The following is a 23,373-nucleotide window of genomic DNA, read 5'->3' on the forward strand; positions in this document are numbered from 1 at the left end:
AGGAGAGTCCATGCGTCATTACGAAATCGTTTTGCTGATCCACCCGGATCAAAGCGAACAAGTTCCGGCCATGCTGGAGCGCTACAAGGGCATGATCACCACCGGTGGTGGCAAGATCCATCGCGTTGAAGACTGGGGTCGCCGCCAACTGGCCTACCAGATCAACAAGCTGTCCAAGGCCCACTACCTGTGCGTCAACATCGAGGCTGACCAGGCCGTGATGAGCGAGCTGGAACATGCGTTCAAGTTCAACGACGCCGTGCTGCGCCACCTGACCGTGCAGAAGAAGAAGGCCGAAACTGGTCCTTCCAGCATGATGAAGGCGGTCGAGCGCGAGGAAGCCCGCAAGCTGGCCGCGCCCGAGCAGCGCGAAGGCCGCGAACAGCGCGCCGAGGCCTGATTCCGGAGCGTGACGTCGCCAACGGACATCAACCGGTTTGAACTGTCGGCCACCGTGGTGCAGGTCCAGAGCCTGCGCTACACACCAGCTGGCATACCCGCCGTCAATCTCGTGCTGGAGCATGAGTCCACGGTCACCGAATTGGATGTCCCGCGAAGCGTGAAGCTGCAACTCAAGGCTGTCGCATTCGGTGCGTTGGCCGAGACGCTCTCAAGGCAAAGCCTTGAGATGGTAGGCAGGTTTCAGGGCTTCATGGCCAACTCGCGCAACGGCAAAGGCGTTGTGTTCCATATCCAAGATTTCAGCAAGACATAGGAAAGGCCCATCATGGCTGCACCGAAACGTTTCAACAAAGACAAGCGCCCCAAGCGCAACACCCAATCGCTGCTGTTCAAGCGCAAGCGCTTCTGCCGCTTCACCGTCGCCGGTGTGGAAGAAGTCGACTACAAGGACGTGGACGTCCTGCGCGACTTCATCTCTGAAAACGGCAAGATCATTCCCGCCCGCCTGACCGGCACCCGCGCGATCTACCAGCGCCAGGTGACCACCGCCATCAAGCGCGCCCGCTTCCTGGCCATGCTGCCGTACAGCGACCAGCATCGCGTCTGATAGGGAGATTCACATGCAAATCATTCTGCTCGACAAAGTTGTCAACCTCGGCGCCCTGGGCGATGTGGTCAAGGTCAAGGACGGCTATGCCCGCAACTTCCTGATCCCCGCCGGTCGTGCACGCCGCGCCACGCAAGCCGCCGTGGCCGAGTTCGAGGCCCGCCGCGCCGATCTGGAGAAGGCCGCCGCCGCCAAGCTCGCCGAAGCCCAGGCCCTGGGTGAGAAGATCGCCGGCGTGAACCTGAAGCTGAGCCAGAAGGCCGGCGTGGACGGCCGCCTGTTCGGTTCCGTCACCAACCACGACGTGTCCGAAGAACTGAACAAGCAGGGCTTTGCCGTGGCGAAGTCCCAGGTGCGCATGCCCAATGGTCCGCTCAAGACCGTGGGCGAGTACACCGTCAGCGTGAACCTCCACACCGACGTCACGGTCGACGTGGCCGTCACGGTGCTGGGCGAAACCGCCTGATCTTCCGGACGGCTGCCGCCGTCCCGCAAAGGCCGCTGCCTTCGGGTCAGCGGCCTTTTTTTCTTGCGCGGGGTTTTCCTGCGCCATCCCCAGACTTTGCACGCTTTGTCCACAGACTTGTCCCATGACAGCGTGGTGGGTCGGGCGTACCATTTCAAGATTCACAGGATCGCCATGGCAGACGTCTTTTCCACTCCGTTTTCTTCTTTTGACGCTGGACTGGACGAAGTGAGTTTCGCCCCAGACCAGCAACTGGCCCAGCTGCGGGTGCCCCCGCACTCCATCGAGGCGGAGTCCAGTGTTCTGGGTGGGCTTCTGCTGGACAACGGCGCCTGGGACCGCGTGGCCGACCTGATCAACGACTCGGACTTCTACCGCTACGAGCATCGCCTGACGTTTTCGGCCATTGCGGCACTGGTCAACGCCAGCAAGCCCGCCGACGTGGTGACGGTGTACGAGCACCTGCAGAACCTGGGTAAGGCCGACGAGGCGGGTGGTCTGGCTTACCTCAATTCGCTCGCGCAGTACGTGCCCAGCGCGGCCAACATCCGGCGCTACGCCGAGATCGTTCGCGAGCGCGCCATCCTGCGCAAACTGGTTGCAGCCAGCGACGAGATTGCCACCAACGCGTTCAACCCGCAGGGCCGGCCGGTCGCCAAGATCCTGGACGAGGCGGAGCAGAAGATCTTCAAGATCGGCGAGGAAGGCTCGCGGATGAAGGAGGGCTTCCAGGGCATGGACACCCTGGTGGTGGACCTGCTGGACCGTGTGCAGGAGATGGCCGACAACCCCAACGACATCACAGGCGTACCCACCGGCTTCATCGACCTGGACCGCATGACCTCGGGTTTGCAGGCCGGCGATCTGGTGGTGCTGGCGGCACGGCCATCCATGGGCAAGACCGCATTCGCCATCAATATCGCCGAGCACGTGGCGCTCAATGAAGGACTGCCGGTGGCGGTGTTCTCCATGGAAATGGGCGCATCCCAGCTGGCGGTTCGTATCGTTGGTTCCATAGGCCGCATCAACCAGGGGCATCTGCGCACAGGAAAGCTGACCGACGACGAGTGGCCGCGTCTGACCGAGGCGATCGAGAAGCTGCGCAATGTGTCGCTGCACATCGACGAAACCCCGGGCCTCACGCCCAGCGAGTTGCGCGCCAACGCAAGACGTCTGGCACGCCAATGCGGCAAGCTCGGGTTGATAGTGGTCGACTACCTTCAGCTGATGAGCGGCTCCAGCACCTCGGGCGGTGACAACCGGGCAACCGAACTCGGTGAAATCTCGCGGGGCCTGAAGATGCTGGCCAAGGAGCTGCAGTGTCCGGTGATTGCGTTGTCCCAGCTCAACCGCTCGGTGGAGCAGCGAACCGACAAACGTCCCATGATGTCCGACCTGCGCGAATCCGGGGCCATCGAACAGGATGCGGACATCATCATGTTCATCTACCGTGATGAGTACTACAACCGCGAAACCTGCAAGGAGCCGGGCGTGGCCGAGATCATCATTGGCAAGCAGCGCAATGGCCCGACGGGGACAGTGAAGCTCGCCTTCCTGAACATGCTCACCCGCTTCGAGACGCTGGCGGGAAGTGGCATGGGAGGGGACGACTACTGATAGCGAATGCCCACGCATTCATGAAAAAAGCCTGACTCTGTCGGGCTTTTTTCATGTGTGTGCCGGCCTCCTTACAAGACCTCGGAGGCGAAGTCGGCCAGTCGCGAGCGCTCGCCGCGCGCCAGGGTGATGTGCCCCCCGTGCGGCCAACCCTTGAAGCGGTCCACCGCGTAGGTCAGGCCCGACGAACCTTCGGTCAGGTAGGGCGTGTCGATCTGGGCCAGATTGCCCATGCAGATGATTTTGGTGCCCGGGCCGGCGCGGGTGATCAGGGTCTTCATCTGCTTGGGCGTCAGGTTCTGCGCCTCGTCGATGATGACGTACTTGTTCATGAAGGTGCGGCCGCGCATGAAGTTCATGCTCTTGACCTTGATGCGGCTGCGGATCAGTTCGTTGGTGGCGGCTCGTCCCCATTCGCCAGCGCCACCGGCATCGCCCTTGGCCAGAAATTCGAGGTTGTCGTCCAGTGCCCCCATCCAGGGGCCCATCTTCTCTTCCTCGGTCCCAGGCAGAAAACCGATGTCCTCACCCACGCTGACGGTGGCACGGGTCATGATGATCTCAGTGTAGCGGCGATCGTCCAGTACCTGGGTGAGGCCGCTGGCTAGGGCCATCAGCGTTTTGCCGGTCCCGGCGGTGCCGGCCAGGGTGACGAAGTCGATCTCCGGGTCCATCAGCAGGTTGAGTGCGAAGTTCTGCTCGCGGTTTCGGCTGGTGACGCCCCAGACCGCATTCTTGAGGTGCGTGTAGTCCTTGAGGGTCTTGAGAACGGCTGTCTTGTCGCGGATCTCGGTCACTCGCGCGTAGAGGGAGGGCTCGCCCGGCGCTTCAAAATAGACAAACTGGTTGATGTGGAACTGTGTGACCGCCGGCCCGCTCACTCGGTAGAAAGTATGGCTACCACTCTGCCAGCTTTCGATGGTCTTGCTCTGGCGGGTCCAAAAGTCCTGCGGCAGCGCCAGAGCGCCCGAGTACAGCAGCTCGCCATCGTCCAGCGTCTTGTCGTTCTGGTAGTCGTCCGCGGCGAGACCGAGGGCGCGGGCCTTGACCCGCATGTTGATGTCTTTGGACACCAGAATGACTTCGCGCTGCGGGTGCTTGTCGCGCAGCGCCTGCACCACACCCAGAATCTGGTTGTCTGCCTTGCCCTGGGGCAGGCTGGTCGGCAGTTGTGTGTCCAGAGGTTCCGTCTGGAAGAAGAGCAGGCCACGAGCGGAGGCATTGCCGGTGGCCGAGAGCTTCAGGCCTTTGGTCATGTCGCCGCCGGTCTGGGCTGCGAGTGCGTCGAGCGTGCGGCTGGTCTGGCGGCCATTGCGCGCGACTTCGGTCATGCCTTTCTTGTGACCATCGAGCTCTTCGAGCACGATCATCGGCAGGAAGATGTCGTGTTCCTCAAACCGGAACAGGCTCATCGGGTCATGCAACAGAACGTTGGTGTCTAGCACAAACAGCCGGGCCGGGCCGCTGGACGCCGTTGTTTTGGCCGCACGGCGGCGCACCGGTTCGGCCGAGACTTCTGCCGCCGTCGGCTGTCTGTCTGTACTCAGTGTCGACGGTGTAGCTGCGACCACCTTCTCAACAATGGAGGGCACAGATGCTGTGCGAGTGCTGGGCGCCGCGGCTTTCGGCTTCTTTTTTGCGTCTGCTGGGGCAGAGGGGGGCGAAGCCTTGGCCTGGCGAGACTCCTGATGTGGAGGCACGGCAGGCGCAGAGGCTGGGAATTCGTCGAAGCTGTCCTCGCCGGCTTTCAGGTTGTAGGCCTCAGGAGCAAGCAAGGCGGCACGTTTGGATGGAGCGGGGGGCAGTGGCATGTGGGCGAGGGTTCAGCGCGGACCGGAAAACGAAAAAGCCGCCAGGAAAACCGGGCGGCTTTGCGTGACGCAAGGCAATCGAAGAGGCGTATGTTCAATCGGTCTGACCTGGGTCATGAACCCATTATGCACGACTGAAATGACGTTCCCGAATCGCGTTCAGGCGGCCTTCTTAAGGGTCTTGACAGCCTTCAGCACTTCTTCCACATGGCCCGGAACCTTCAGGCCACGCCATTCCTGCTTGAGTACGCCATCGGCGCCGATCAGGAAGGTGCTGCGCTCAATGCCCTTGACCTTCTTGCCGTACATGATCTTGTTCTTGACCACGCCGAACATGTGGCACATCTTTTCTTCCGTGTCGGCAATCAGCTCGAACGGAAGTTCCAGTTTGGCCTTGAAGTCGTCGTGCGACTTCATGTTGTCTCGGGAAACACCAAACACCTGTGCACCCGCCTTGACGAAATCCTTGTACTTGTCGCGGAACTGCATGGCCTCGGTGGTACAACCAGGCGTGTTGTCCTTGGGGTAAAAATACAGAACCACCGTCTGGCCCACATGCGACTGGTTGCTGACCTTGATGCCGCCGGTGGCCATGGCTTCAAATTCGGGAATGGGTTTGTTGACAACGACTGCCATGCTGCGTGGACCCCTGACGTAGGTTGGTGGAGATGCGTTGGTCTTCCCGTCGCCCTCCCTGGGCGACAGCCGCTCTCTGGCAGCGGTGGGAAAACAATCGGCTATTTTACCCCGAACGCGGGTTCGGGCGTCAGGCTTCGATCAGCAGGGCCGCCACCACGCGCCGGCCTTCGCCTGCGAGGATGTTGAAGGTTCGGCAGGCGGCCGGGGTGTCCATGGTTTCCACGCCAATGCGTTGTTCAATGAGCGGCCGCAGCAGGGCGGGAGCCACAAAACGAAGTCTGGTGCCGGACCCGAGCAGCACCAATTCAGGAGGAGGGCCATCGCCCCCTATGAGTTCCGAAAAATGCTCGGCAGTGAGTTCATCAAGGCGTGCCACGCCCCAGGGGCGAACGGTTCCCGAAGCCAGCAGCACCACGCTGGAGCTGTACCGCTCGCCATTGACCGCGATCCATCCGTCGCCATGGGCGGTGACTGACAACTGGTCAGGCTTGTCTGCATGAAGTTTCATCGGGTCGGTGGCGTCTGTCGGGGACGAGGTGCGCAGGAGAACTGTGGTCAAATTATGGGTTTTCCCCGAAGAGGTCGCGATCTTAGCGTGCGCCTGCCCGTAACCGTCCACACCTTTCCTCATCTGTCCGGAGGGACTTTGAAACCGATTCAGAAATCCGCCAAGCTGGCCAATGTGCTCTACGACGTTCGGGGCCCGATCGTCGACGCGGCCAAGCAGATGGAGGACGAGGGCCAGAAAATCATCAAGCTGAACATCGGCAACCTGGCGCCGTTCGGTTTTGACGCCCCCGAGGAAATCCAGCAGGATATGATCCGAAATCTGCCGAACTCGGCGGGTTACTCGGACAGCAAGGGTATCTTCGCCGCGCGCAAGGCGGTGATGCACTACACCCAGCAGCAGGGTGTGCAGGGCGTGACGCTGGACGACATCTACCTTGGGAATGGTGCCAGCGAACTGATTGTGATGGCGGCCAATGCGCTGCTGGACAACGGCGATGAACTGCTGGTGCCGTCGCCCGACTACCCCCTGTGGACGGCAGCGACCAGCCTCTCCGGAGGCACACCGGTGCACTACCGCTGCGACGAAAGCAACGGCTGGCAGCCGGACCTGGCGGACATGCGTGCCAAGATCACGCCGCGCACGAAGGGAATCGTGGTCATCAACCCGAACAACCCCACCGGTGTGCTCTACAGCGACGAGCTGCTCAAGGGCATCGTGGCGCTGGCTCGTGAGTTCGGTCTGGTGCTGCTGGCCGACGAGGTGTACGACAAGGTGCTGTACGAAGGTGTGAAGCACACCGCGATGGCGAGTCTGTCCACTGATGTGCTGACCCTGACGTTCAATTCGCTGTCCAAGGCCTACAGGTCCTGCGGATATCGCGCCGGCTGGATGGTGTTGTCGGGTCCGAAGGAGATCGCCAAGGACTTCATCGAAGGACTGAACATGCTGGCTAACCTCAAGCTCGGCTCCAACGTGCCGGGGCAGTGGGCGATCCAGACGGCTCTCGGTGGATATCAGAGCATCAACGACCTGGTCAAGGAAGGCGGGCGCCTGCGTCGCCAGCGCGATCTGGCCTACGAACTGATCACCGCGATCCCGGGCGTGACATGCGTCAAGCCGCAGGCGGCGCTGTACATGTTTCCCCGGCTCGATCCCAAGGTCTATCCGATCGAGGACGACCGGCAGTTTTTCATGGAAGTGCTGCGGGCGACCCGCGTGATGCTGGTGCAGGGGTCGGGCTTCAACTACCCGGACAACCAGCATTTCCGCATCGTGTTCCTGCCGCACGAAGACGATTTGCGCGAGGCCATCGACCGCCTGGCCAAGTTCCTGGAACAGTGGCGCCATCGCCACGGCACAGACGACTGATCATCAATGGTGCCGGGCAATGTCATCAATGCCCGAGTGACCGGCTGTCACTATCGGACAGGGCGGACAGCGCCCGAGTTTTTGTTGGAAATGAGTCAAGCATGAAACCCATCCAAGTAGGCCTGCTGGGCATCGGCACCGTGGGCAGCGGCACGTTCAATGTGCTTCAGCGCAACCAGGAAGAGATTCAGCGCCGTGCCGGTCGCGGCATTGAGATCACCATGGTGGCGGACCTGGACGTGGCGCGTGCACAGTCCATCGTGGGTCCGGACGTCAAGGTGGTGAACGACGCCCGCGCCGTGATCGCCAACCCCGACATCGACATCGTCATCGAGCTGATCGGCGGCTACGGCATCGCCAAGGCCCTGGTGCTCGAAGCGATTGCCGCCGGCAAGCACGTGGTCACCGCCAACAAGGCGCTGCTGGCCGTGCACGGCACCGAGATCTTTGCGGCTGCGTCGGCCAAGGGCGTGATGGTGGCCTTCGAGGCGGCCGTGGCAGGTGGCATCCCCATCATCAAGGCGCTGCGCGAAGGCCTGACAGCCAACCGCATCCAGTGGATCGCTGGCATCATCAACGGCACGACGAACTTCATCCTGTCCGAGATGCGTGACAAGGGCCTGGACTTCGACGTGGTGCTGAAAGAAGCCCAGCGCCTGGGCTATGCCGAAGCCGACCCGACCTTCGACATCGAAGGGGTCGACGCCGCCCACAAGGCGACGCTGATGAGCGCCATCGCCTTCGGTATTCCGGTCCAGTTCGACAAGGCCTACGTGGAAGGCATCACCAAGCTGGGTGCGGCCGACATCCGTTATGCCGAGCAGCTGGGCTACCGCATCAAGCTGCTGGGTATCACCAAGCGCACCGACAAGGGCGTGGAACTGCGCGTGCACCCCAGTCTGGTGCCGGCGAAACGGCTGATTGCCAACGTGGAGGGTGCGATGAACGCGGTGGTGGTGAACGGCGATGCCGTGGGTACCACTCTGTACTACGGCAAGGGTGCCGGCAGCGAACCGACCGCCTCGGCCGTGATCGCCGACCTGGTGGACATCACCCGCCTGCACACCGCCGATCCGCTCAATCGCGTGCCGCACCTGGCCTTCCAGCCCGATGCCATGAGTGATGCCGTCGTGCTGCCCATGAGCGAGGTCGTGACCAGTTACTACCTGCGTCTGCGCGTGGCCGATCAGGCCGGCGTGCTGGCCCAGGTGACCGGCCTGCTGGCTGGTGCCGGTGTGAGCATCGACGCGGTGCTGCAGCGCGAGGCCGACGAAGTGGGCGGCGAGGGCGCGACCTCGACCGACCTGATCATCCTGACGCACGACACGCGCGAAGGCACCATGAACGACGTGATCGCGCAGATGCAAGGCCTGCCGTCCGTTCTGGCGCCCATCACCCGCATCCGCAAGGAAGAGCTGAACTGAGATGCTGTACCTGTCGACCCGCGGCCACCCGGACCGCAAGCGCTTCTGCGAAATCCTGCTCGAAGGTCTGGCGCCCGACGGTGGTCTCTACCTGCCCGAGGCCTATCCGCAGGTCGACGCAGCCACACTGACCCGCTGGCGCGCCGTGCTGGCCGAGCAAGGCTACGCCGCGCTGGCCTTCGAGGTGCTGTCGCTCTACATCGACGACATTCCCGCCGCCGACCTGAAGGCACTGTGCGCGAAGACCTACACGGCCGAGGTGTTCGGTACCAAGGAGATCGTGCCGCTGACAACGCTGGAAGACGGCCTGCAGCTCGAAGCCCTGTCCAATGGCCCCACGCTGGCCTTCAAGGACATGGCCATGCAGCTGCTGGGCAACCTGTTCGAGTACGAACTGGCGCGCCGCGGCGAGCAGCTCAACATCCTGGGCGCGACCTCGGGCGACACCGGCAGCGCGGCCGAGTACGCGATGCGCGGCAAACAGGGCGTGCGCGTGTTCATGCTCAGCCCGCACGGCCGCATGAGCGCTTTTCAGCAGGCGCAGATGTTCAGCCTGATGGACCCGAACATCCACAACATCGCGGTGGAAGGCGTGTTCGACGACTGCCAGGACATCGTCAAAGCCGTGTCCAACGACCTGGACTTCAAGCGCAAGTACAAGATCGGCACGGTCAACTCGATCAACTGGGCGCGGTTGCTGGCCCAGGTGGTCTACTACTTTGCCGGCTACTTCTACGCGACGAGGTCCAACGAACAAAAGGTGAGCTTTGCCGTGCCCTCTGGCAACTTCGGCAACGTCTGCGCCGGCCATGTCGCGCGCCAGATGGGCCTGCCGATCGGTCGCCTGATCGTCGCGACCAATGAGAACGACGTGCTTGACGAGTTCTTCCGCACCGGCACCTACCGCGTGCGCGGCAGCGCCGACACCTACGAAACGTCCAGCCCGTCCATGGACATTTCCAAGGCCAGCAACTTCGAGCGTTTCGTGTTTGACCTGCTGGGGCGTGACGCCGCGCGCACCAAGCAGCTGTTCGACGACGAGCTGCGCCTGCATGGCCGCTTCGACCTGGGCCGCGACCCGCTGTTCGCCCAGGCCGCCAGCCGCTACGGCTTTGCCAGCGGCAAGAGCACGCACGCCAACCGCCTGGTCACCATCAAGGGCACCTTCGAGCAATACGGTGTGATGATCGACACCCACACCGCCGACGGCGTGAAGGTGGCGCGCGAATTGCGCCAGACGGGCGAGAACGTGGTGGTGCTGGAGACGGCGCTGCCGATCAAGTTCGCCGAGACCATCCGCGAGGCCCTGGGCCGCGACCCCGAGCGGCCGGCGAAGTTCGACGGCATCGAAGCCCTGCCCAAGCGCGTGCAGGTGATGGGTGCGGACGCGGTCGCGGTCAAGCGCTACATCACCGACCACTGCCCGGTCTGACGGGCCGCCCGGAAGGTCCCATGAGGGTCGTCGGTTTCGCAGGAACGTCGGGTGCAGGCAAGACCACGCTGATCGAACGCCTGATCCCGGCCCTCAAGGCGCGGGGTCTGCGCGTGTCGGTCATGAAGCACGCGCACTGCGGGCTGGAAACCGACCAGCCCGGCAAGGACACCTGGCGCCACCGCGAGGCAGGCGCCTACGAGGTGCTGGCTGCATCGCCCGAGCGGCTGGTGCTGCAGCGCAGCTTCGAACGGCCCCAGGAGCGCTCGGTGCACGACCTGATCCCGGCGCTGCACCCCGGGGTGGACTGGGTGCTGGTCGAGGGCTGGCGCGACAGCAACCTGCTCAAGATCGAGGTCTGGCGCGAAGCCACCGCCCAACCGGTCCGGTACCCGGACGACCCCTTCGTGGCGGCCATCGCCCTGCCATTGGCCGATGCTTTGCCCGAGGACACCCTGCGTCCGCGGCTGGATCTGGACGACCCCGATGCGGTGGCGGCCTGGCTGGTCGACAATGGGGACCGTTTCGACTACGACCCCGAAGCCTACGTTTGATCGCCACTGCGTTGACCCTATCGGCCGGGGCGGTGCCTCCAAGACCATGAACGCTTCCCAACCTGCCCGCAAACCCCTGATGGCGCTGGACGCCGCGCTGGCCGACCTGCTTTCTCGCGCGACACCGCTCGCAGCCACCGAAACCCTGGCCACCGTGCTGGCCGACCGGCGTGTGCTGGCCGAGGACCTGGTGTCGGCGCTGCACGTGCCGCCGCAGGACAACTCGTCCATGGACGGGTACGCCGTGTGCGTGGCCGACATCACCGAAAAAGGTGTTGTGCTGCCGGTCAGCCAGAGAATCCCCGCCGGCCACGCGGCGCAGCCGCTGGAGCCCCGCACCTGTGCCCGGATCTTCACGGGCGCGCCGGTACCCCCTGGCGCGGACGCCATCGTGATGCAGGAAGACACGCGCGAGGTCGGCGGCGATTTCCATGCCGTGCACATCGACGCCACCCCCAGGCCCGGCCAGTGGATCCGCCGCGCCGGCGAAGACGTGACACGAGGTGCCGTGGTGCTGCCGCGCGGCACGCGCCTGTCGGCAGCAAGCCTGGGCCTGGCCGCTGGCATCGGTGCGGCGCAGCTGCGGGTGACCGCCAAGCCGCGGGTGGCGCTGTTTTCGACCGGTGATGAACTGGTCATGCCCGGCGAGGTGCCGCCCGAACAGATGAAACCGGGCGCCATCTACAACAGCAACCGCTTTTTCCTGCGCGTGCTGCTGGAGCGCCTGGGGTGCGAGGTCAGCGACCTGGGCATCGTGCCCGACAGGCGCGAGGCCACGCTGGCCGCCCTCAAGACCGCTGCCGATCACCACGACCTCATTCTCACCAGCGGCGGGGTGTCGGTGGGCGAAGAAGACCACATCAAGCCCGCCGTGCAACAACTGGGCAGCCTGGACCTGTGGCAGATCGCCATGAAGCCGGGCAAACCCTTTGCCTATGGCACGGTGCGGCGCGATGCGGGGGCCGGTGCAGACGCTCAAGGGCACTGCCACTTCATCGGCCTGCCCGGCAACCCGGTGTCGAGTTACGTCACCTTCCTGCTGCTGGTGCGGCCCTTCCTGCTCAAGTTGCAGGGGGCCGCAGAATCCGAATACCAGCCTCCCTTCAAGACCATGCAGCTGCGCGCCGATTTCGACCTGCCGCGCGCCGACAAGCGCCGCGAGTTCCTGCGCGTGCGCCGCAATGCCCACGGCGGCCTGGACCTGTTCCCCAACCAGAGCTCGGGCGTGCTGACCTCCACAGTGTGGGGCGACGGCCTGGTGGACAACCCGGCCGGCAGCACCATCGCGCGCGGCGACCTCGTGAACTACATCTCTCTTTCGGACCTGCTCGCATGAAGATCCAGCTGCGTTATTTCGCCTCCATCCGCGAGGCCATTGGCTCCGGCAGCGAATCTGTCGAGACCGCTGCGACCACGCTGTCCGCGCTGCGCGACGAACTGATCGCACGTGGTGGCGCCCACGCCGAGGCGCTGGCGCGCGGCCGCGCGGTGCGCGTGTCGGTCAACCAGACCATGGCCGACGAGTCGATCGCCTTGACCGACGGATCCGAGGTGGCCTTCTTCCCACCCGTCACCGGAGGGTGAGCATGAACACCCGCGTCAGCATCCAGACCGAGGACTTCGACCTTTCTGTGGAGGTTGCCCGCCTGCGCGCCGGTGAGAAGGGCGTAGGGGCGGTCTGTACCTTCGTGGGCACCGTCCGGGATCGCAACGACGGCCAGTCGGTGTCGACGATGGAGCTGGAGCATTACCCGGGCATGACGGAGAAGTCCATCGAGCAGATGATCGACGAGGCCTTCAAGCGCTTCGACATCCTGGGCGCCCGGGTCATCCACCGCGTCGGCCTGCTGCAGCCGCTGGACCAGATCGTGCTGGTGGCCGTGACATCGGCCCACCGTGGCGAGAGCTTCCAGGCCTGTGAGTTCCTGATGGACTACCTCAAGACCCAGGCGCCGTTCTGGAAGAAGGAACAGACGCCCGAAGGGGCGCGCTGGGTGGATGCGCGGGTCAGCGACGATGCGGCGCTGGCCAAGTGGGGCATCGCCTCGAACAACGCCTGACGCCGTGGTGTTGATGGCCACTTCGCCGACCGCCGCCGACATCGAATCCATCGAACGCGCCACGCTCACGGCGGTGGCGCCCGAGCAGATCGACGCCATCGACGGCTGGCTGCTGCCCATGGACCCCGGCACGGTCGGCCGCGCCCACAGTGCGGTGCCTCTGCACCATGGGCCCCACGACCCGGCGCTCATCGGCACCATCGCCCAGCGTTACCGGAAGGCCGGTCTGCGACCGGTGTTGCGCCTGCCCGATGTGCTTGCGTTTGAGCCCTGGTGGCCCGAGCTCAGGGCCCAGGGCTTCCGGCGCGAGCAACCCACCCTGACCCAGACCGGTGCGCTGGGCGGCCTGCTGGCGCTGGCGCCGAACGCCGACGGGGTGTCGCTGGACCCGCGACCTGATGCGGCCTGGATGGCCATGTTTCTGGGCAAGGGCATGGACCCGGTGGACGGCGCGAGCCGCTCGAAGGCGCTGTCCCGCGCCGAGGGCACGCTGTTCGCCAGCCTGCGACAGGGCGGCGAAACCCTGGCCTGCGGCGCCGCCTGTTATGCCCAGGGCTGGCTGAGCATGCACGGCCTGCGCACGGCCGCCCGCCAGAGGGGCCGGGGGCTGGCGGGGCGGATGATCCACGCGATGGCGCTGGAGGCACAGCGGCGGGGCATCACCCGGGCCTTTCTGCAGGTGGACGCTTCCAACGAGCCCGCCTTGGCGCTCTACCGCCGCGCCGGCATGGCCACCGCCTGGTCTTACGCCTACTGGAGAGCAGGGTAAGCCCCCCTCGCGCCCCCGCTGCACGGGGCGCAGCGGCTTTGATGCGGGTCAAGGCCGCTTGACCCCGACCGGCGCAAGGTCTTGAAATGAGGGCGGTCAGCGCCACATGCCCGTCAGTTCAAGCATTTCGGAGCGTCACAACATGCGTCTCGACAAACTCACCACCAAGTTCCAGGAAGCCCTGGGCGAAGCCCAGAGCCTGGCCCTGGGCAAGGACCACGCCTACATCGAACCGGCCCACCTGCTGATGGCCATGCTGCGCCAGGCCGATGGCCCGAAGTCGCTGCTGCAGCGCGCGGGCGTCAATGTGCCGGGTCTGACCAAGGCCACCGAGGAGGCGGTCAACCGCCTGCCCGAGGTGCAGGGCCAGGAACAGGTGCAACCTGGACCGGACCTGATCAAGTTGCTCCAGGCGACCGAAAAGGAAGCCATCAAGCGTGGTGACGCCTTCATCGCCAGCGAGCTGTTCCTTCTCGCCGTGGCCGACCAGAAGGGTGAGATCGGCCGCATCGCCAACGAGAACGGCCTCTCGCGCAAGAGCCTGGAAGCGGCCATCGAAGCAGTGCGTGGCGGCCAGAAGATGGATTCGCCCGAAGGCGAGAGCCAGCGCGAGGCGCTCAAGAAGTACACCCTGGACCTGACCGAGCGCGCCCGCGCGGGCAAGCTGGACCCGGTGATCGGCCGTGATGACGAAATCCGCCGCGCCATCCAGGTGCTGCAGCGCCGCAGCAAGAACAACCCGGTGCTGATCGGTGAACCCGGCGTGGGCAAGACGGCCATCGTCGAAGGCCTGGCGCAGCGCATCGTCAACGGCGAGGTGCCCGAGACCCTGCGCGAGAAGCGCGTGCTGGTGCTGGACATGGCGGGCCTGCTGGCCGGTGCCAAGTACCGCGGCGAGTTCGAGGAACGCCTGAAGTCGGTGCTCAAGGAAGTGGCGCAGGACGAGGGCCGCATCATCCTTTTCATCGACGAGATCCACACCATGGTGGGCGCCGGCAAGGCCGAGGGCGCCATCGACGCCGGCAACATGCTCAAGCCCGCGCTGGCGCGCGGCGAGCTGCACTGCATCGGCGCCACCACGCTGGACGAGTACCGCAAGTACATCGAGAAGGACGCCGCGCTGGAGCGCCGCTTCCAGAAGGTGCTGGTCGATGAGCCGACCGTGGAGCAGACGATTGCCATCCTGCGCGGCCTGCAGGAAAAGTACGAGGTGCACCACGGCGTGGACATCACCGACCCGGCCATCGTGGCCGCCGCCGAGCTGAGCCACCGCTACATCACCGATCGCTTCCTGCCGGACAAGGCCATCGACCTGATCGACGAGGCGGCGGCCAAGATCAAGATCGAGATCGACTCCAAGCCCGAGGTGATGGACAAGCTGGACCGCCGGCTGATCCAGCTCAAGATCGAGCGCGAGGCGATGAAGAAAGAGACCGACGAGGCTTCGCAGAAGCGCCTGGCGCTGATCGACGAGGAAATCGTCGAACTGCAGAAGGAAGCCGCCGACCTGGAAGAGATCTGGAAGGCCGAAAAGGCCCAGGCGCAGGGCAGCGCGCATGTGCGCGAGGAAATCGAGCGCGTCAAGCTGCAGATTGAGGAACTCAAGCGCAAGGGCGACTTCAACAAGGTCGCCGAGCTGCAGTACGGCAAGCTGCCCGAGCTGGAGAAGCAGCTCAAGGAAGCGCAGGCCAAGGAAGCCGGGCAGGGTGGCGACGGCGCATCCGCCCGCAAGCTGCTGCGCACCCAGGTGGGTGCCGAGGAGATCGCCGAGGTGGTCAGCCGCGCCACAGGCATCCCGGTGTCCAAGATGATGCAGGGCGAGCGCGACAAGCTGCTGCAGATGGAGACCAAGCTGCACGAGCGGGTGGTGGGCCAGGACGAAGCGATCAGCGCGGTGGCCAATGCCATCCGGCGCTCGCGCTCGGGCCTGTCCGACCCGAACCGGCCCACCGGCTCGTTCCTGTTCCTGGGCCCCACCGGCGTGGGCAAGACCGAGCTGTGCAAGGCGCTGGCGGGTTTCCTGTTCGACAGCGAGGAGCACCTGGTGCGCATCGACATGAGCGAGTTCATGGAGAAGCACTCGGTGGCCCGCCTGATCGGCGCGCCACCCGGCTACGTGGGCTACGAGGAGGGCGGCTACCTGACCGAAGCCGTGCGCCGCAAACCGTACAGCGTGCTGCTGCTCGACGAGGTGGAAAAGGCCCACCCGGACGTGTTCAACGTGCTGCTGCAGGTGCTGGACGACGGTCGCCTGACCGACGGCCAGGGCCGCACCGTGGACTTCAAGAACACGGTCATCGTGATGACCAGCAACATCGGCTCGCACCTCATCCAGGCCATGGTGGGCGACAGCTACGAGGACGTGAAGGACGCGGTCTGGGGCGAGCTCAAGAACCACTTCCGGCCCGAGTTCCTCAACCGCATCGACGAGACGGTGGTGTTCCACGGGCTCGACGCCAAGCACATCGAGGCCATCGCGGGCATCCAGCTCAAGGCTCTGCAGGCCCGCCTGCAGAAGATGGACCTGCGGCTGGACGTGTCAGCGGCGGCGCTGGGCGAACTGGCCAAGGTCGGCTTCGACCCGGTGTTCGGTGCGCGGCCGCTCAAGCGTGCGATCCAGCAGCGCATCGAAAATCCGCTTTCCAAGCTGCTTCTGGAAGGCAGGTACCCGCCCAAGTCGGTGATTCCGGTGGGGGTGGACCCTGTGCGCAACCCCGGGGTGTTCGAGTTCTCGGACGCAATCGCCTACGACTGAGCCCCAGGCGACAGGCGGTGCCCCGGCATGGGGCGCCGCCTCTACCGCCGCCCGGGGCGCGCTCCTATGATGACCCGATGACCCTGACGCCCCCCGACCTTCCGTTGCGTGCGCTGTTCGACGCGCAGTTCCAGGCCAGCCGCGCGCAGATCGACGTGCCGCTGGCGCTTCGCCTGGACCGCCTGCGCCGCATGCGGGCCCTGATCGACACGCACGGCGCGGCGCTGGCCGAGGCTGTGCAGGCCGATTTCGGCGTGCGCTCGATCCGGCTCACCGAAGTCGCGGACTTCTTCGTGCTGCGCTCGCTGCTGGGCGATCTGGATCGCCACACCGGCGCCTGGATGAAAACGCGCCGCGTGCGCACACCCATCTACCTGCAACCCGCCAGCGGACAGATTCAGCGCCAGCCGCTGGGCGTGGTCGGTGTCATCGGTCCCTGGAACTACCCGCTGCAGCTGACGCTCGGGCCGACCGCCACTGCGCTGGCCGCGGGCAACCGCGTGATGCTCAAGCCCAGCGAGCTCACACCACATACCTCTGCGCTGCTCGCGACCCTGCTGCACCAGGCGTTTTCCGCCGACGAGGTGTGCGTGGCGCTGGGCGGGCCGGACGTGGCGCACGAGTTCGCCAGCCTGCCGTTCGACCACCTGTTTTTCACCGGCTCCACCGCCGTGGGGCGCAAGGTGGCCGCCGCCGCCGCGGCCAACCTGACGCCGACCACGCTGGAGCTGGGAGGCAAGTCGCCCTGCATCGTGGACGCCTCGGCCGATCTGGACGCGGTGGCCATCAAGATCGCGCACGGCAAGCTGCTCAACGGCGGCCAGACCTGCATCGCGCCCGACTACGTGCTGCTGCCCCAGGGGCGCGAAGCCGAGTTCGAGCGCGCCTTTGCCGCCGCCGTGACGCGGCTGTTCCCCTGTGGGGCCGCGCACCCGGACTACGCCAGCATCATCAGCGAGCGGCACCACGCGCGGCTGCTGGCGATGGTCAAGGAGGCGCAGTCCCAGGGCGCCCGTGTGGTCGAGGTGGCCCAGCGCAGCGGTTCGGGCCATGAGCGCCAGATGGCACCGGTGCTGGTGTTTCAGCCACCCGCCGAGGCCCGCCTGATGCGCGAGGAAATCTTCGGCCCGGTGCTGCCGGTGCTCAGCTATACGGATCTGGGCCAGGCGATCGCCACGGTCAACGCCGGTCCCAGGCCTCTGGCGCTGTACTGGTTCGGCCAGGACGGTGCCGCGCGCGACCGGGTGCTGCGCGGCACGGTCAGCGGCGGCGTCACGGTGAACGACACGCTGCTGCACATTGCCCACGAAAACCTGCCGTTTGGCGGGGTGGGGGAGAGCGGCTGGGGTGCCTACCACGGCGAGACGGGCTTCCTGCGGTTCACGCAGCAGAAGCCGGTGCTGGTGCAGTCGCGCTGGGCGGCGGCCAGCCTGTTCTACCCACCCTACGGCGCCACGTTCGATCGCGTGATGGGACTGCTCAAGCGCTGGCTTTGAGTGGCGCCGCTCAGGCGCTGTCGTTGTCTCCGTAGAGCATCAGCGGCACCGGCTGCAGGTAGCCCTGCTGCAGCAGACCCGCGGCCAGATCGCTGACGTCGCCACCCAGTAGCGCCGACAGTTCGCGTTCGCTGCGGCGGCCGTTGGCCATGAGCAGCAGGCTGTGGGCGCGGCGGCCGACCAGGTCGGGGCGTGACAGCGCCTCCCAGGCCTTCGGTGTCTTGGCAATGCGTTGTGGTGCGTTCATCGTCTTCCCCTGCTGGCGCGTTTTGTGTGTGCGTCGAGCAAGATACGGGCCCGAGATGACAGGGGTGTGACGCCCGCCGCTGCACCGCCACCGGGCGTTATGCTCGGCCGCGAAACACACGGAGCACCGCGATGAAGCCTTCTTCCATCACCATCTTCCACAACCCCCATTGCAGCACCTCGCGCAACGTGCTGGCTGCGATCCGCGAGACCGGGGTCGAGCCAGAGGTGATCGACTACCTCAAGCAGCCCTACACCCGGGAGCAGCTGACCGCGCTGCTCAAGGCCATGGGCATGAGCGCTGGCGAACTGCTGCGCCGCAAGGGCGACCTCTATGCCGGGCTGGCCGAAGCCAACCCCGAACGCAGCGACGCCGAATGGCTGGACCTGATGGTGCAGCACCCCGTGCTGGTCGAGCGGCCCATCGTCGTGACGCCGCGCGGCACCGTGCTCTGCCGCCCGAAGGAACGGCTGCAAGAGGTGCTCTGATCAGGCGGGTCCCGCCGTCATCGGGCCAAAGCGCGACGGCGGCTGGCCCAGTGCGGCGCGGAACATGGCGCTGAAGGCGCTGTCGCTGGCGTAGCCAGCGGCGGCGGCCACCTGGCTCACCGGCGTGCCCCTGGCCAGCATCGGCAGCGCGTGCGCCAGCAGCACCTGCTGCCGCCAGCGCTGAAAGCCCATGCCCAGCTCGTCCCGGAACAGGCGCGCCAGAGTGCGCTCGCTGGCGCCGCTGTGGGCGGCCCAGCCGGCCAGCGTCGCGTGTTGCGCCGGCGCGTTGAGCACCGCCTCGCACACGGCGCGCAGGCGCCGGTCACCGCGCTGCGGGTCGGGCATCGGAACGCCCAGCGGCTGGGTCGGCGCGTGCGCCAGTTCGGCCAGCACCAGGGTGGACAACGCGCGCTGCCGCAGCTCGTCTCCGGCGTGGTGCGGCAGCTCCATGCCCAGCACCAGTTCGCGCAGCAGGGCTGAAACCACCAGCACCCGGGAGCGGCGCCACTCGGCGGTCACCACCGACGGATCGATGTAGAGCGTGTAGAGCTGCGACGACTCCAGCATGCTGACCGCGTGGCGGGCGCCCGGCGGGATCCAGACAGCGCGCGACGGCGGGACGATGGTGGTGGTCTCCAGCCCGCTGGTCTGGTTCGGCGCGGCGTCGGCCACCGTGACCTGCAACAGGCCGCTTGCGCAATACGCCAGCTGACCCCAGGGGTGGTGGTGCGGTTCGAACTGGGTGTCGTGGCCCATGGCCCGAGCCCGGCAGCGCACCGGCCGCTCCGGCGAGGGACGGAACGGATCGGTGTCGCCGACGGGCACGGCGCGGCGCTCGCGTTTGTTCATGGGGGCTCCCGGATTTGGCTGAAATTCGACGATAGTTGTCTTTCTATCGCATATCGGCCGCTGCGTCAGCCCGTACCATGCCCCGCATGAACACCGCCACTCTCGACGCCGTGCCCCCGCCGGCCAACCCCGTTCCCTTGAAGCAGGACGCCGCCGTCATCGGCCTGGTCGGTCTGGCGCACGGCACCTCCCACTTCTCGCACCTGCTGCTGGCGCCGCTGTTCCCGATCTTCATGCGCGACTTCGGCCTGAGCTACTCCGACGTCGGCTTGCTGATGAGCATCTTCTTCGTGATCTCGGGTTCCGGCCAGGCGATGTCCGGCTTCGTGGTCGACCGCATCGGCGCGCGCCCAGTGCTGTTTGCCGCCATCGGCTGCTTCCTGCTGGCCTCGCTGGCAGCGTCCATGGCCACCGGCTACGCCGGGCTGGTGCTGGTGGCGGTGCTGGCCGGCCTGGGCAACGCGCCGTTCCACCCGGCCGACTTCACCATCCTGAACCAGCGCGTGTCGGCGCCTCGACTGGGCTACGCCTTCAGTGCCCACGGCCTGACCGGCAACCTGGGCTGGGCGCTCGCGCCGGCCTTCCTGGTTGGCATCACGGCGCTGGCCGACTGGCGCACCGCCTACCGCTGCGCCGCGCTGCTCTATGTGGCGGTGCTGGCGCTGCTGTTCTGGCAGCGCGCCCGGCTGCGCACCGAGGTGCATGTGCGCCATGCTGATGCACCCAAGGGCTCGGACCTGGCGTTCATGAAGCTGCCGGTGGTCTGGTGGTGCTTCGCCTTCTTCCTGCTGTCCACCATGACGCTGGCGGTGGTGCAGAGCTATGCGCCGTCCATCCTCAAGCAGTTGCACGGGGTCAGCGTCGAGGCGGCCACGCTCACTGTCAGCGCCTACATGCTGTGCGGCGCGGTGGGCATGTTCGTCGGCGGCTTTGTGGCCGCCACCTCGAAACACAGCGATCGCGTCGTGGCCTGGGCGATGACCGCCGGCGCCTTGCTGCTGCTGGTCTGTGCCACCGGGTGGCTCAATGGCACCGGCACCATGGTGGTCCTGGCGGCCACCGGTTTTGCAATCGGCGTGGGCGGCCCCAGTCGGGACATGATGATCAAGAAGGCGACGCCCAAGGGCGCGACCGGGCGCGTCTATGGCACGGTGTACTCGGGGCTGGACGTCGGCTTTGCAGTCTCTCCGATGATCTTTGGCGTGTTCATGGACCGGGGCTGGTACGCGCTGACGCTGGCCGGCGCGGCGCTGGTGCTGCTGGTGTCCGTCTATGCCGCCATCGGCGTGGGCCGCCGGACCGGACGCTGAGTCTGTGCACAATTCCGGCATGACCACACCAAAACTTGCCGGACACCTGCTCGTCGACTGCCTCATCGCCCAGGGCGTGACCCACGCGTTCGGCGTGCCGGGCGAAAGTTATCTCGCCGTGCTCGACGGCTTTCACGACCGCGCCGACCGCATCCGCTTCGTGATCAACCGCCAGGAGGGTGGGGCGGCCTTCATGGCCGAGGCCCAGGGCAAGCTGACCGGCCGGCCGGGCGTGTGTTTCGTGACACGAGGGCCGGGCGCGACCAACGCCTCCATCGGCCTGCACACCGCGTTCCAGGACTCGACGCCGATGGTGCTGTTCGTGGGCGACGTGGCCAGCGACGCGCGCGACCGCGAGGCCTTCCAGGAGGTGGACTACAACGCCTTCTTCGGCCCGAGCACGAAAGGCATGGCCAAGCGCGTCGAGCGCATCGACGATCCGCGACGCATCCCCGAATACGTGGCGCGCGCCTTCGCCACCGCCATGAACGGCCGGCCCGGCCCGGTGGTGCTGGTGCTGCCCGAGGACATGCTGACGCAGACGGTGGACGCTAACCCGCTGCCGCGTGCGGAGCCGGTGCAGGCCTGGGCCGACCCGGGCGCGCTGCGCGAGCTGCGCACGCTGCTGCTGGCTGCCGAGCGGCCGCTGGTGATCGCCGGCGGTGGGGGCTGGACGCCCCAGTCGGCCGCCGCACTGCAGCGCTTCGCCGAGAACTGGCAGCTGCCGGTGGCCAACGCCTTCCGCTTCCAGGACTGTTTCGACAACCACCACCCGCAATACGCCGGCGATGTCGGCCTGGGCATCAACCCGGCGCTGGCCCAACGCATCCGCGAGAGCGACCTGGTCCTGGCCATCGGTCCGCGCCTGGGCGAGGCGACCACCGGCGGCTACACGCTGCTGGAAGCGCCTGTGCCAACGCAGAAGCTGGTGCACATCCACGCCAGCGGCGAGGAGCTGGGCCGGGTCTACCAGCCCACGCTCGCGATCCAGGCCACGATGAACGCGGCGGCGCGTTCGCTGGAGGTGCTGACCGCACCGCCCAGCCTGCCATGGTCGACGTGGACGGCCGCCTGCCACGCCGACTACGTGGCCAACGTGGAGGTGAGCAATGGCGGCATCGTGCTGCCCGGCAGCATCGACATGCCGGCCCTCATCCACACGCTGCAGAAGCACCTGCCGGCCGACGCGGTGCTGACCAATGGAGCAGGCAATTTCGCCAGCTGGCTGCACCGCTTCTACCGCTACCACGGCCTGGCCAAGGGGCACAAGACGCAGCTGGCACCGACCAACGGCGCCATGGGCTATGGTGTGCCCGCGGGCATCGGGGCTGCCATCCTCACCGGCCGCACCGCCTTCACCATCGCAGGCGACGGCGACTTCCTCATGAACGGGCAGGAGCTGGCCACGGCGGTGCAGCACGGTGCGAAGTCGGTCGTCCTGCTGCTCAACAACGGCACTTACGGCACCATCCGCATGCACCAGGAGCGCGAATACCCGGCGCGCGTGAGTGGCTCGGACCTGAGGAACCCCGACTTCTGCGCGCTCGCGCGGGCCTACGGCTACGCGGCCGAACGCATCACCCACACCGCGGAATTCGAGCCGGCCTTGCAGCGGGCACTGGCCGCCGACGGCGGCTCGCTGATCGAGGTCATGCTCGATCCGGAGGTCATCACCACCCGCGGAACCCTCTCGGCGATCCGGAACAAATCCCGCTGAGCGGGGTGTGTTTGTTGCCTTCTGGCAACAAAGTTTGTGAATAGGTCACAGGCCGGTGGGCAATGGCACACGCCTCAAGATCCTGCCCGGTTTCTAAGCTTTCCCCATCCGCAACACACGAGGAAAGCGCCATGGAAACCACCGCCCAACGCCACCTGATGGACCGCACCACCAGCGACCTGTACTTCCACGCCGAGCGCACGCAGCCGGTGCCGGACAGCCTGGGGCAAGACCTGCTGTTGCGGGTGCTGGACGAAGTCGACTACGGCCTGCTGGTGATCGACGCCCAGGGCCATATCCGCCACGCCAACCACCTGGCGCGACACGAAATGTCGACCGGTCGGGTGATCATCACCCACGCCCGCTCCCTGCTGGGGCGCAACACCGAGCTCACCACCCAGATCCAGAGCGCCCTGGAGCACGCGCTGCGCGGCCAGCGCCGCCTGTTGCAGCTCAAGCAAGGCGAACACGAACTGTCGCTGGCCTTCGTGCCGCTGAGCCACCCGCTGGAGTTCGACGCGCCCACCGTGCTGGTGCTGCTCTCTCGCAAGAACGCCTGCGACAACCTGGCGCTGCGCATGTTCGCCCGTTCGCAGAACCTGAGCCCCAGCGAAGAGGCGGTGCTGCTGGCCCTGTGCCGCGGTGCCTCGATTCCCGAGATCGCTTCCGACCACAAGGTGGCCGAATCCACCGTGCGCAGCCAGATCAAGGCGCTGCGCGAAAAAACCGGCTGTGGCAGCATCCGGGCCCTGATGCAGAAGGTGCACAGCCTGCCGCCCATGGTCCCCGCCTTGCGGGTGATCTCCGCGATGCCGCACAATGCCATGGAGTTTGCCCAACCATGAGCCCGG

The 23,373-nt window shown here is 66.0% G+C and carries 24 protein-coding genes; 19 read left to right on the top strand and 5 right to left on the bottom strand.

The window, feature by feature from the left end; all coding sequences use genetic code 11:
- Nucleotides 1-10 precede the first annotated feature (10 nt).
- The 5 genes from rpsF to dnaB all read left to right on the top strand — a co-directional run bounded on the left by rpsF (nt 11) and on the right by dnaB (nt 3,092).
- Entirely contained in the window at nt 11-400 is a 390-nt protein-coding gene (rpsF, locus tag BC358_RS12690; protein ID WP_066154575.1) for a 30S ribosomal protein S6, read from the top strand.
- A 9-nt stretch (nt 401-409) separates the two neighbouring features.
- Nucleotides 410-715, top strand: coding sequence for a primosomal replication protein N (gene priB, locus BC358_RS12695; RefSeq protein WP_066154572.1), 306 nt, complete (start codon nt 410-412; stop codon nt 713-715).
- Between the two features lie 12 nt (nt 716-727).
- The gene (gene rpsR / locus BC358_RS12700) at nt 728-1,009 is read left to right on the top strand and encodes a 30S ribosomal protein S18 (RefSeq protein WP_066154570.1); all 282 of its coding nucleotides are present in this window, start codon (nt 728-730) and stop codon (nt 1,007-1,009) included.
- Between the two features lie 13 nt (nt 1,010-1,022).
- Entirely contained in the window at nt 1,023-1,475 is a 453-nt protein-coding gene (gene rplI, locus BC358_RS12705; protein WP_066154565.1) for a 50S ribosomal protein L9, read from the top strand.
- A 174-nt stretch (nt 1,476-1,649) separates the two neighbouring features.
- Entirely contained in the window at nt 1,650-3,092 is a 1,443-nt protein-coding gene (gene dnaB / locus BC358_RS12710; protein WP_174545240.1) for a replicative DNA helicase, read from the top strand.
- 71 nt (nt 3,093-3,163) lie between these two features.
- On the opposite strand, the gene BC358_RS12715 is transcribed toward dnaB, so the two are convergent.
- The 3 genes from BC358_RS12715 to BC358_RS12725 form a co-directional block, all read right to left on the bottom strand.
- On the bottom strand, nt 3,164-4,903 hold the full coding sequence (locus tag BC358_RS12715; protein ID WP_079366094.1) for a PhoH family protein: 1,740 nt from the start codon (nt 4,901-4,903) through the stop codon (nt 3,164-3,166).
- Between the two features lie 159 nt (nt 4,904-5,062).
- Entirely contained in the window at nt 5,063-5,539 is a 477-nt protein-coding gene (locus tag BC358_RS12720) for a peroxiredoxin (RefSeq protein ID WP_066154557.1), read from the bottom strand.
- A gap of 130 nt (nt 5,540-5,669) precedes the next feature.
- On the bottom strand, nt 5,670-6,050 hold the full coding sequence (locus BC358_RS12725) for an Mth938-like domain-containing protein (RefSeq protein WP_066154745.1): 381 nt from the start codon (nt 6,048-6,050) through the stop codon (nt 5,670-5,672).
- A 138-nt stretch (nt 6,051-6,188) separates the two neighbouring features.
- On the opposite strand from BC358_RS12725, the gene BC358_RS12730 reads away from it, so the two are divergent.
- The 10 genes from BC358_RS12730 to BC358_RS12775 all read left to right on the top strand — a co-directional run bounded on the left by BC358_RS12730 (nt 6,189) and on the right by BC358_RS12775 (nt 17,911).
- Entirely contained in the window at nt 6,189-7,421 is a 1,233-nt protein-coding gene (locus BC358_RS12730) for a pyridoxal phosphate-dependent aminotransferase (protein WP_066154554.1), read from the top strand.
- A 101-nt stretch (nt 7,422-7,522) separates the two neighbouring features.
- Nucleotides 7,523-8,845 (top strand): homoserine dehydrogenase, encoded by a 1,323-nt coding sequence (locus tag BC358_RS12735; protein ID WP_079366095.1) that lies wholly within the window; start codon nt 7,523-7,525, stop codon nt 8,843-8,845.
- Between the two features lies 1 nt (nt 8,846).
- Nucleotides 8,847-10,277, top strand: coding sequence for a threonine synthase (thrC, locus tag BC358_RS12740; protein WP_079366096.1), 1,431 nt, complete (start codon nt 8,847-8,849; stop codon nt 10,275-10,277).
- A gap of 20 nt (nt 10,278-10,297) precedes the next feature.
- Nucleotides 10,298-10,831 carry a molybdopterin-guanine dinucleotide biosynthesis protein B gene (gene mobB / locus BC358_RS12745; protein ID WP_079366097.1) on the top strand — a complete coding sequence of 178 codons (534 nt, stop codon included), beginning with the start codon at nt 10,298-10,300 and terminating at the stop codon, nt 10,829-10,831.
- Between the two features lie 46 nt (nt 10,832-10,877).
- Entirely contained in the window at nt 10,878-12,167 is a 1,290-nt protein-coding gene (gene glp, locus BC358_RS12750; protein WP_079366098.1) for a gephyrin-like molybdotransferase Glp, read from the top strand.
- Complete coding sequence (gene moaD, locus BC358_RS12755; RefSeq protein WP_066154539.1) at nt 12,164-12,415, top strand: molybdopterin converting factor subunit 1; 252 nt, start codon at nt 12,164-12,166, stop codon at nt 12,413-12,415. The genes glp and moaD overlap by 4 nt, the downstream gene beginning before the upstream one ends.
- A 2-nt stretch (nt 12,416-12,417) precedes the next feature.
- Nucleotides 12,418-12,891, top strand: coding sequence for a molybdopterin synthase catalytic subunit MoaE (gene moaE, locus BC358_RS12760; RefSeq protein ID WP_079366099.1), 474 nt, complete (start codon nt 12,418-12,420; stop codon nt 12,889-12,891).
- 13 nt (nt 12,892-12,904) lie between these two features.
- Nucleotides 12,905-13,660 (top strand): GNAT family N-acetyltransferase, encoded by a 756-nt coding sequence (locus tag BC358_RS12765; protein ID WP_079366228.1) that lies wholly within the window; start codon nt 12,905-12,907, stop codon nt 13,658-13,660.
- 142 nt (nt 13,661-13,802) lie between these two features.
- Nucleotides 13,803-16,415, top strand: coding sequence for an ATP-dependent chaperone ClpB (gene clpB / locus BC358_RS12770; protein WP_079366100.1), 2,613 nt, complete (start codon nt 13,803-13,805; stop codon nt 16,413-16,415).
- A gap of 83 nt (nt 16,416-16,498) precedes the next feature.
- Nucleotides 16,499-17,911, top strand: coding sequence for an aldehyde dehydrogenase family protein (locus tag BC358_RS12775; protein ID WP_079366229.1), 1,413 nt, complete (start codon nt 16,499-16,501; stop codon nt 17,909-17,911).
- Between the two features lie 10 nt (nt 17,912-17,921).
- Here BC358_RS12775 and BC358_RS12780 read toward each other — a convergent pair whose 3' ends face one another.
- A complete protein-coding gene (locus tag BC358_RS12780; RefSeq protein WP_066154527.1) occupies nt 17,922-18,158 on the bottom strand; it encodes a hypothetical protein in 237 nt (78 codons plus the stop codon).
- Between the two features lie 131 nt (nt 18,159-18,289).
- Between BC358_RS12780 and arsC the strand changes: the two genes are divergently transcribed.
- Entirely contained in the window at nt 18,290-18,646 is a 357-nt protein-coding gene (gene arsC, locus BC358_RS12785) for an arsenate reductase (glutaredoxin) (RefSeq protein WP_079366101.1), read from the top strand.
- Here the strand turns inward: arsC and BC358_RS12790 are convergent, their stop codons facing one another.
- Entirely contained in the window at nt 18,647-19,495 is an 849-nt protein-coding gene (locus BC358_RS12790; RefSeq protein WP_079366102.1) for a helix-turn-helix domain-containing protein, read from the bottom strand.
- Nucleotides 19,496-19,581: 86 nt separating this feature from the next.
- Between BC358_RS12790 and BC358_RS12795 the strand changes: the two genes are divergently transcribed.
- The 3 genes from BC358_RS12795 (at nt 19,582) to BC358_RS12805 (ending at nt 23,367) form a co-directional block, all read left to right on the top strand.
- Nucleotides 19,582-20,805 carry an MFS transporter gene (locus BC358_RS12795; protein WP_256861492.1) on the top strand — a complete coding sequence of 408 codons (1,224 nt, stop codon included), beginning with the start codon at nt 19,582-19,584 and terminating at the stop codon, nt 20,803-20,805.
- A gap of 19 nt (nt 20,806-20,824) precedes the next feature.
- On the top strand, nt 20,825-22,522 hold the full coding sequence (locus BC358_RS12800) for a thiamine pyrophosphate-binding protein (RefSeq protein ID WP_079366104.1): 1,698 nt from the start codon (nt 20,825-20,827) through the stop codon (nt 22,520-22,522).
- 131 nt (nt 22,523-22,653) lie between these two features.
- On the top strand, nt 22,654-23,367 hold the full coding sequence (locus tag BC358_RS12805; protein WP_066154513.1) for a LuxR C-terminal-related transcriptional regulator: 714 nt from the start codon (nt 22,654-22,656) through the stop codon (nt 23,365-23,367).
- Nucleotides 23,368-23,373 lie beyond the last annotated feature (6 nt).

This window comes from Hydrogenophaga sp. H7, assembly GCF_002025745.1.
Classification (GTDB): Bacteria; Pseudomonadota; Gammaproteobacteria; order Burkholderiales; family Burkholderiaceae_C; genus Hydrogenophaga; species Hydrogenophaga pseudoflava.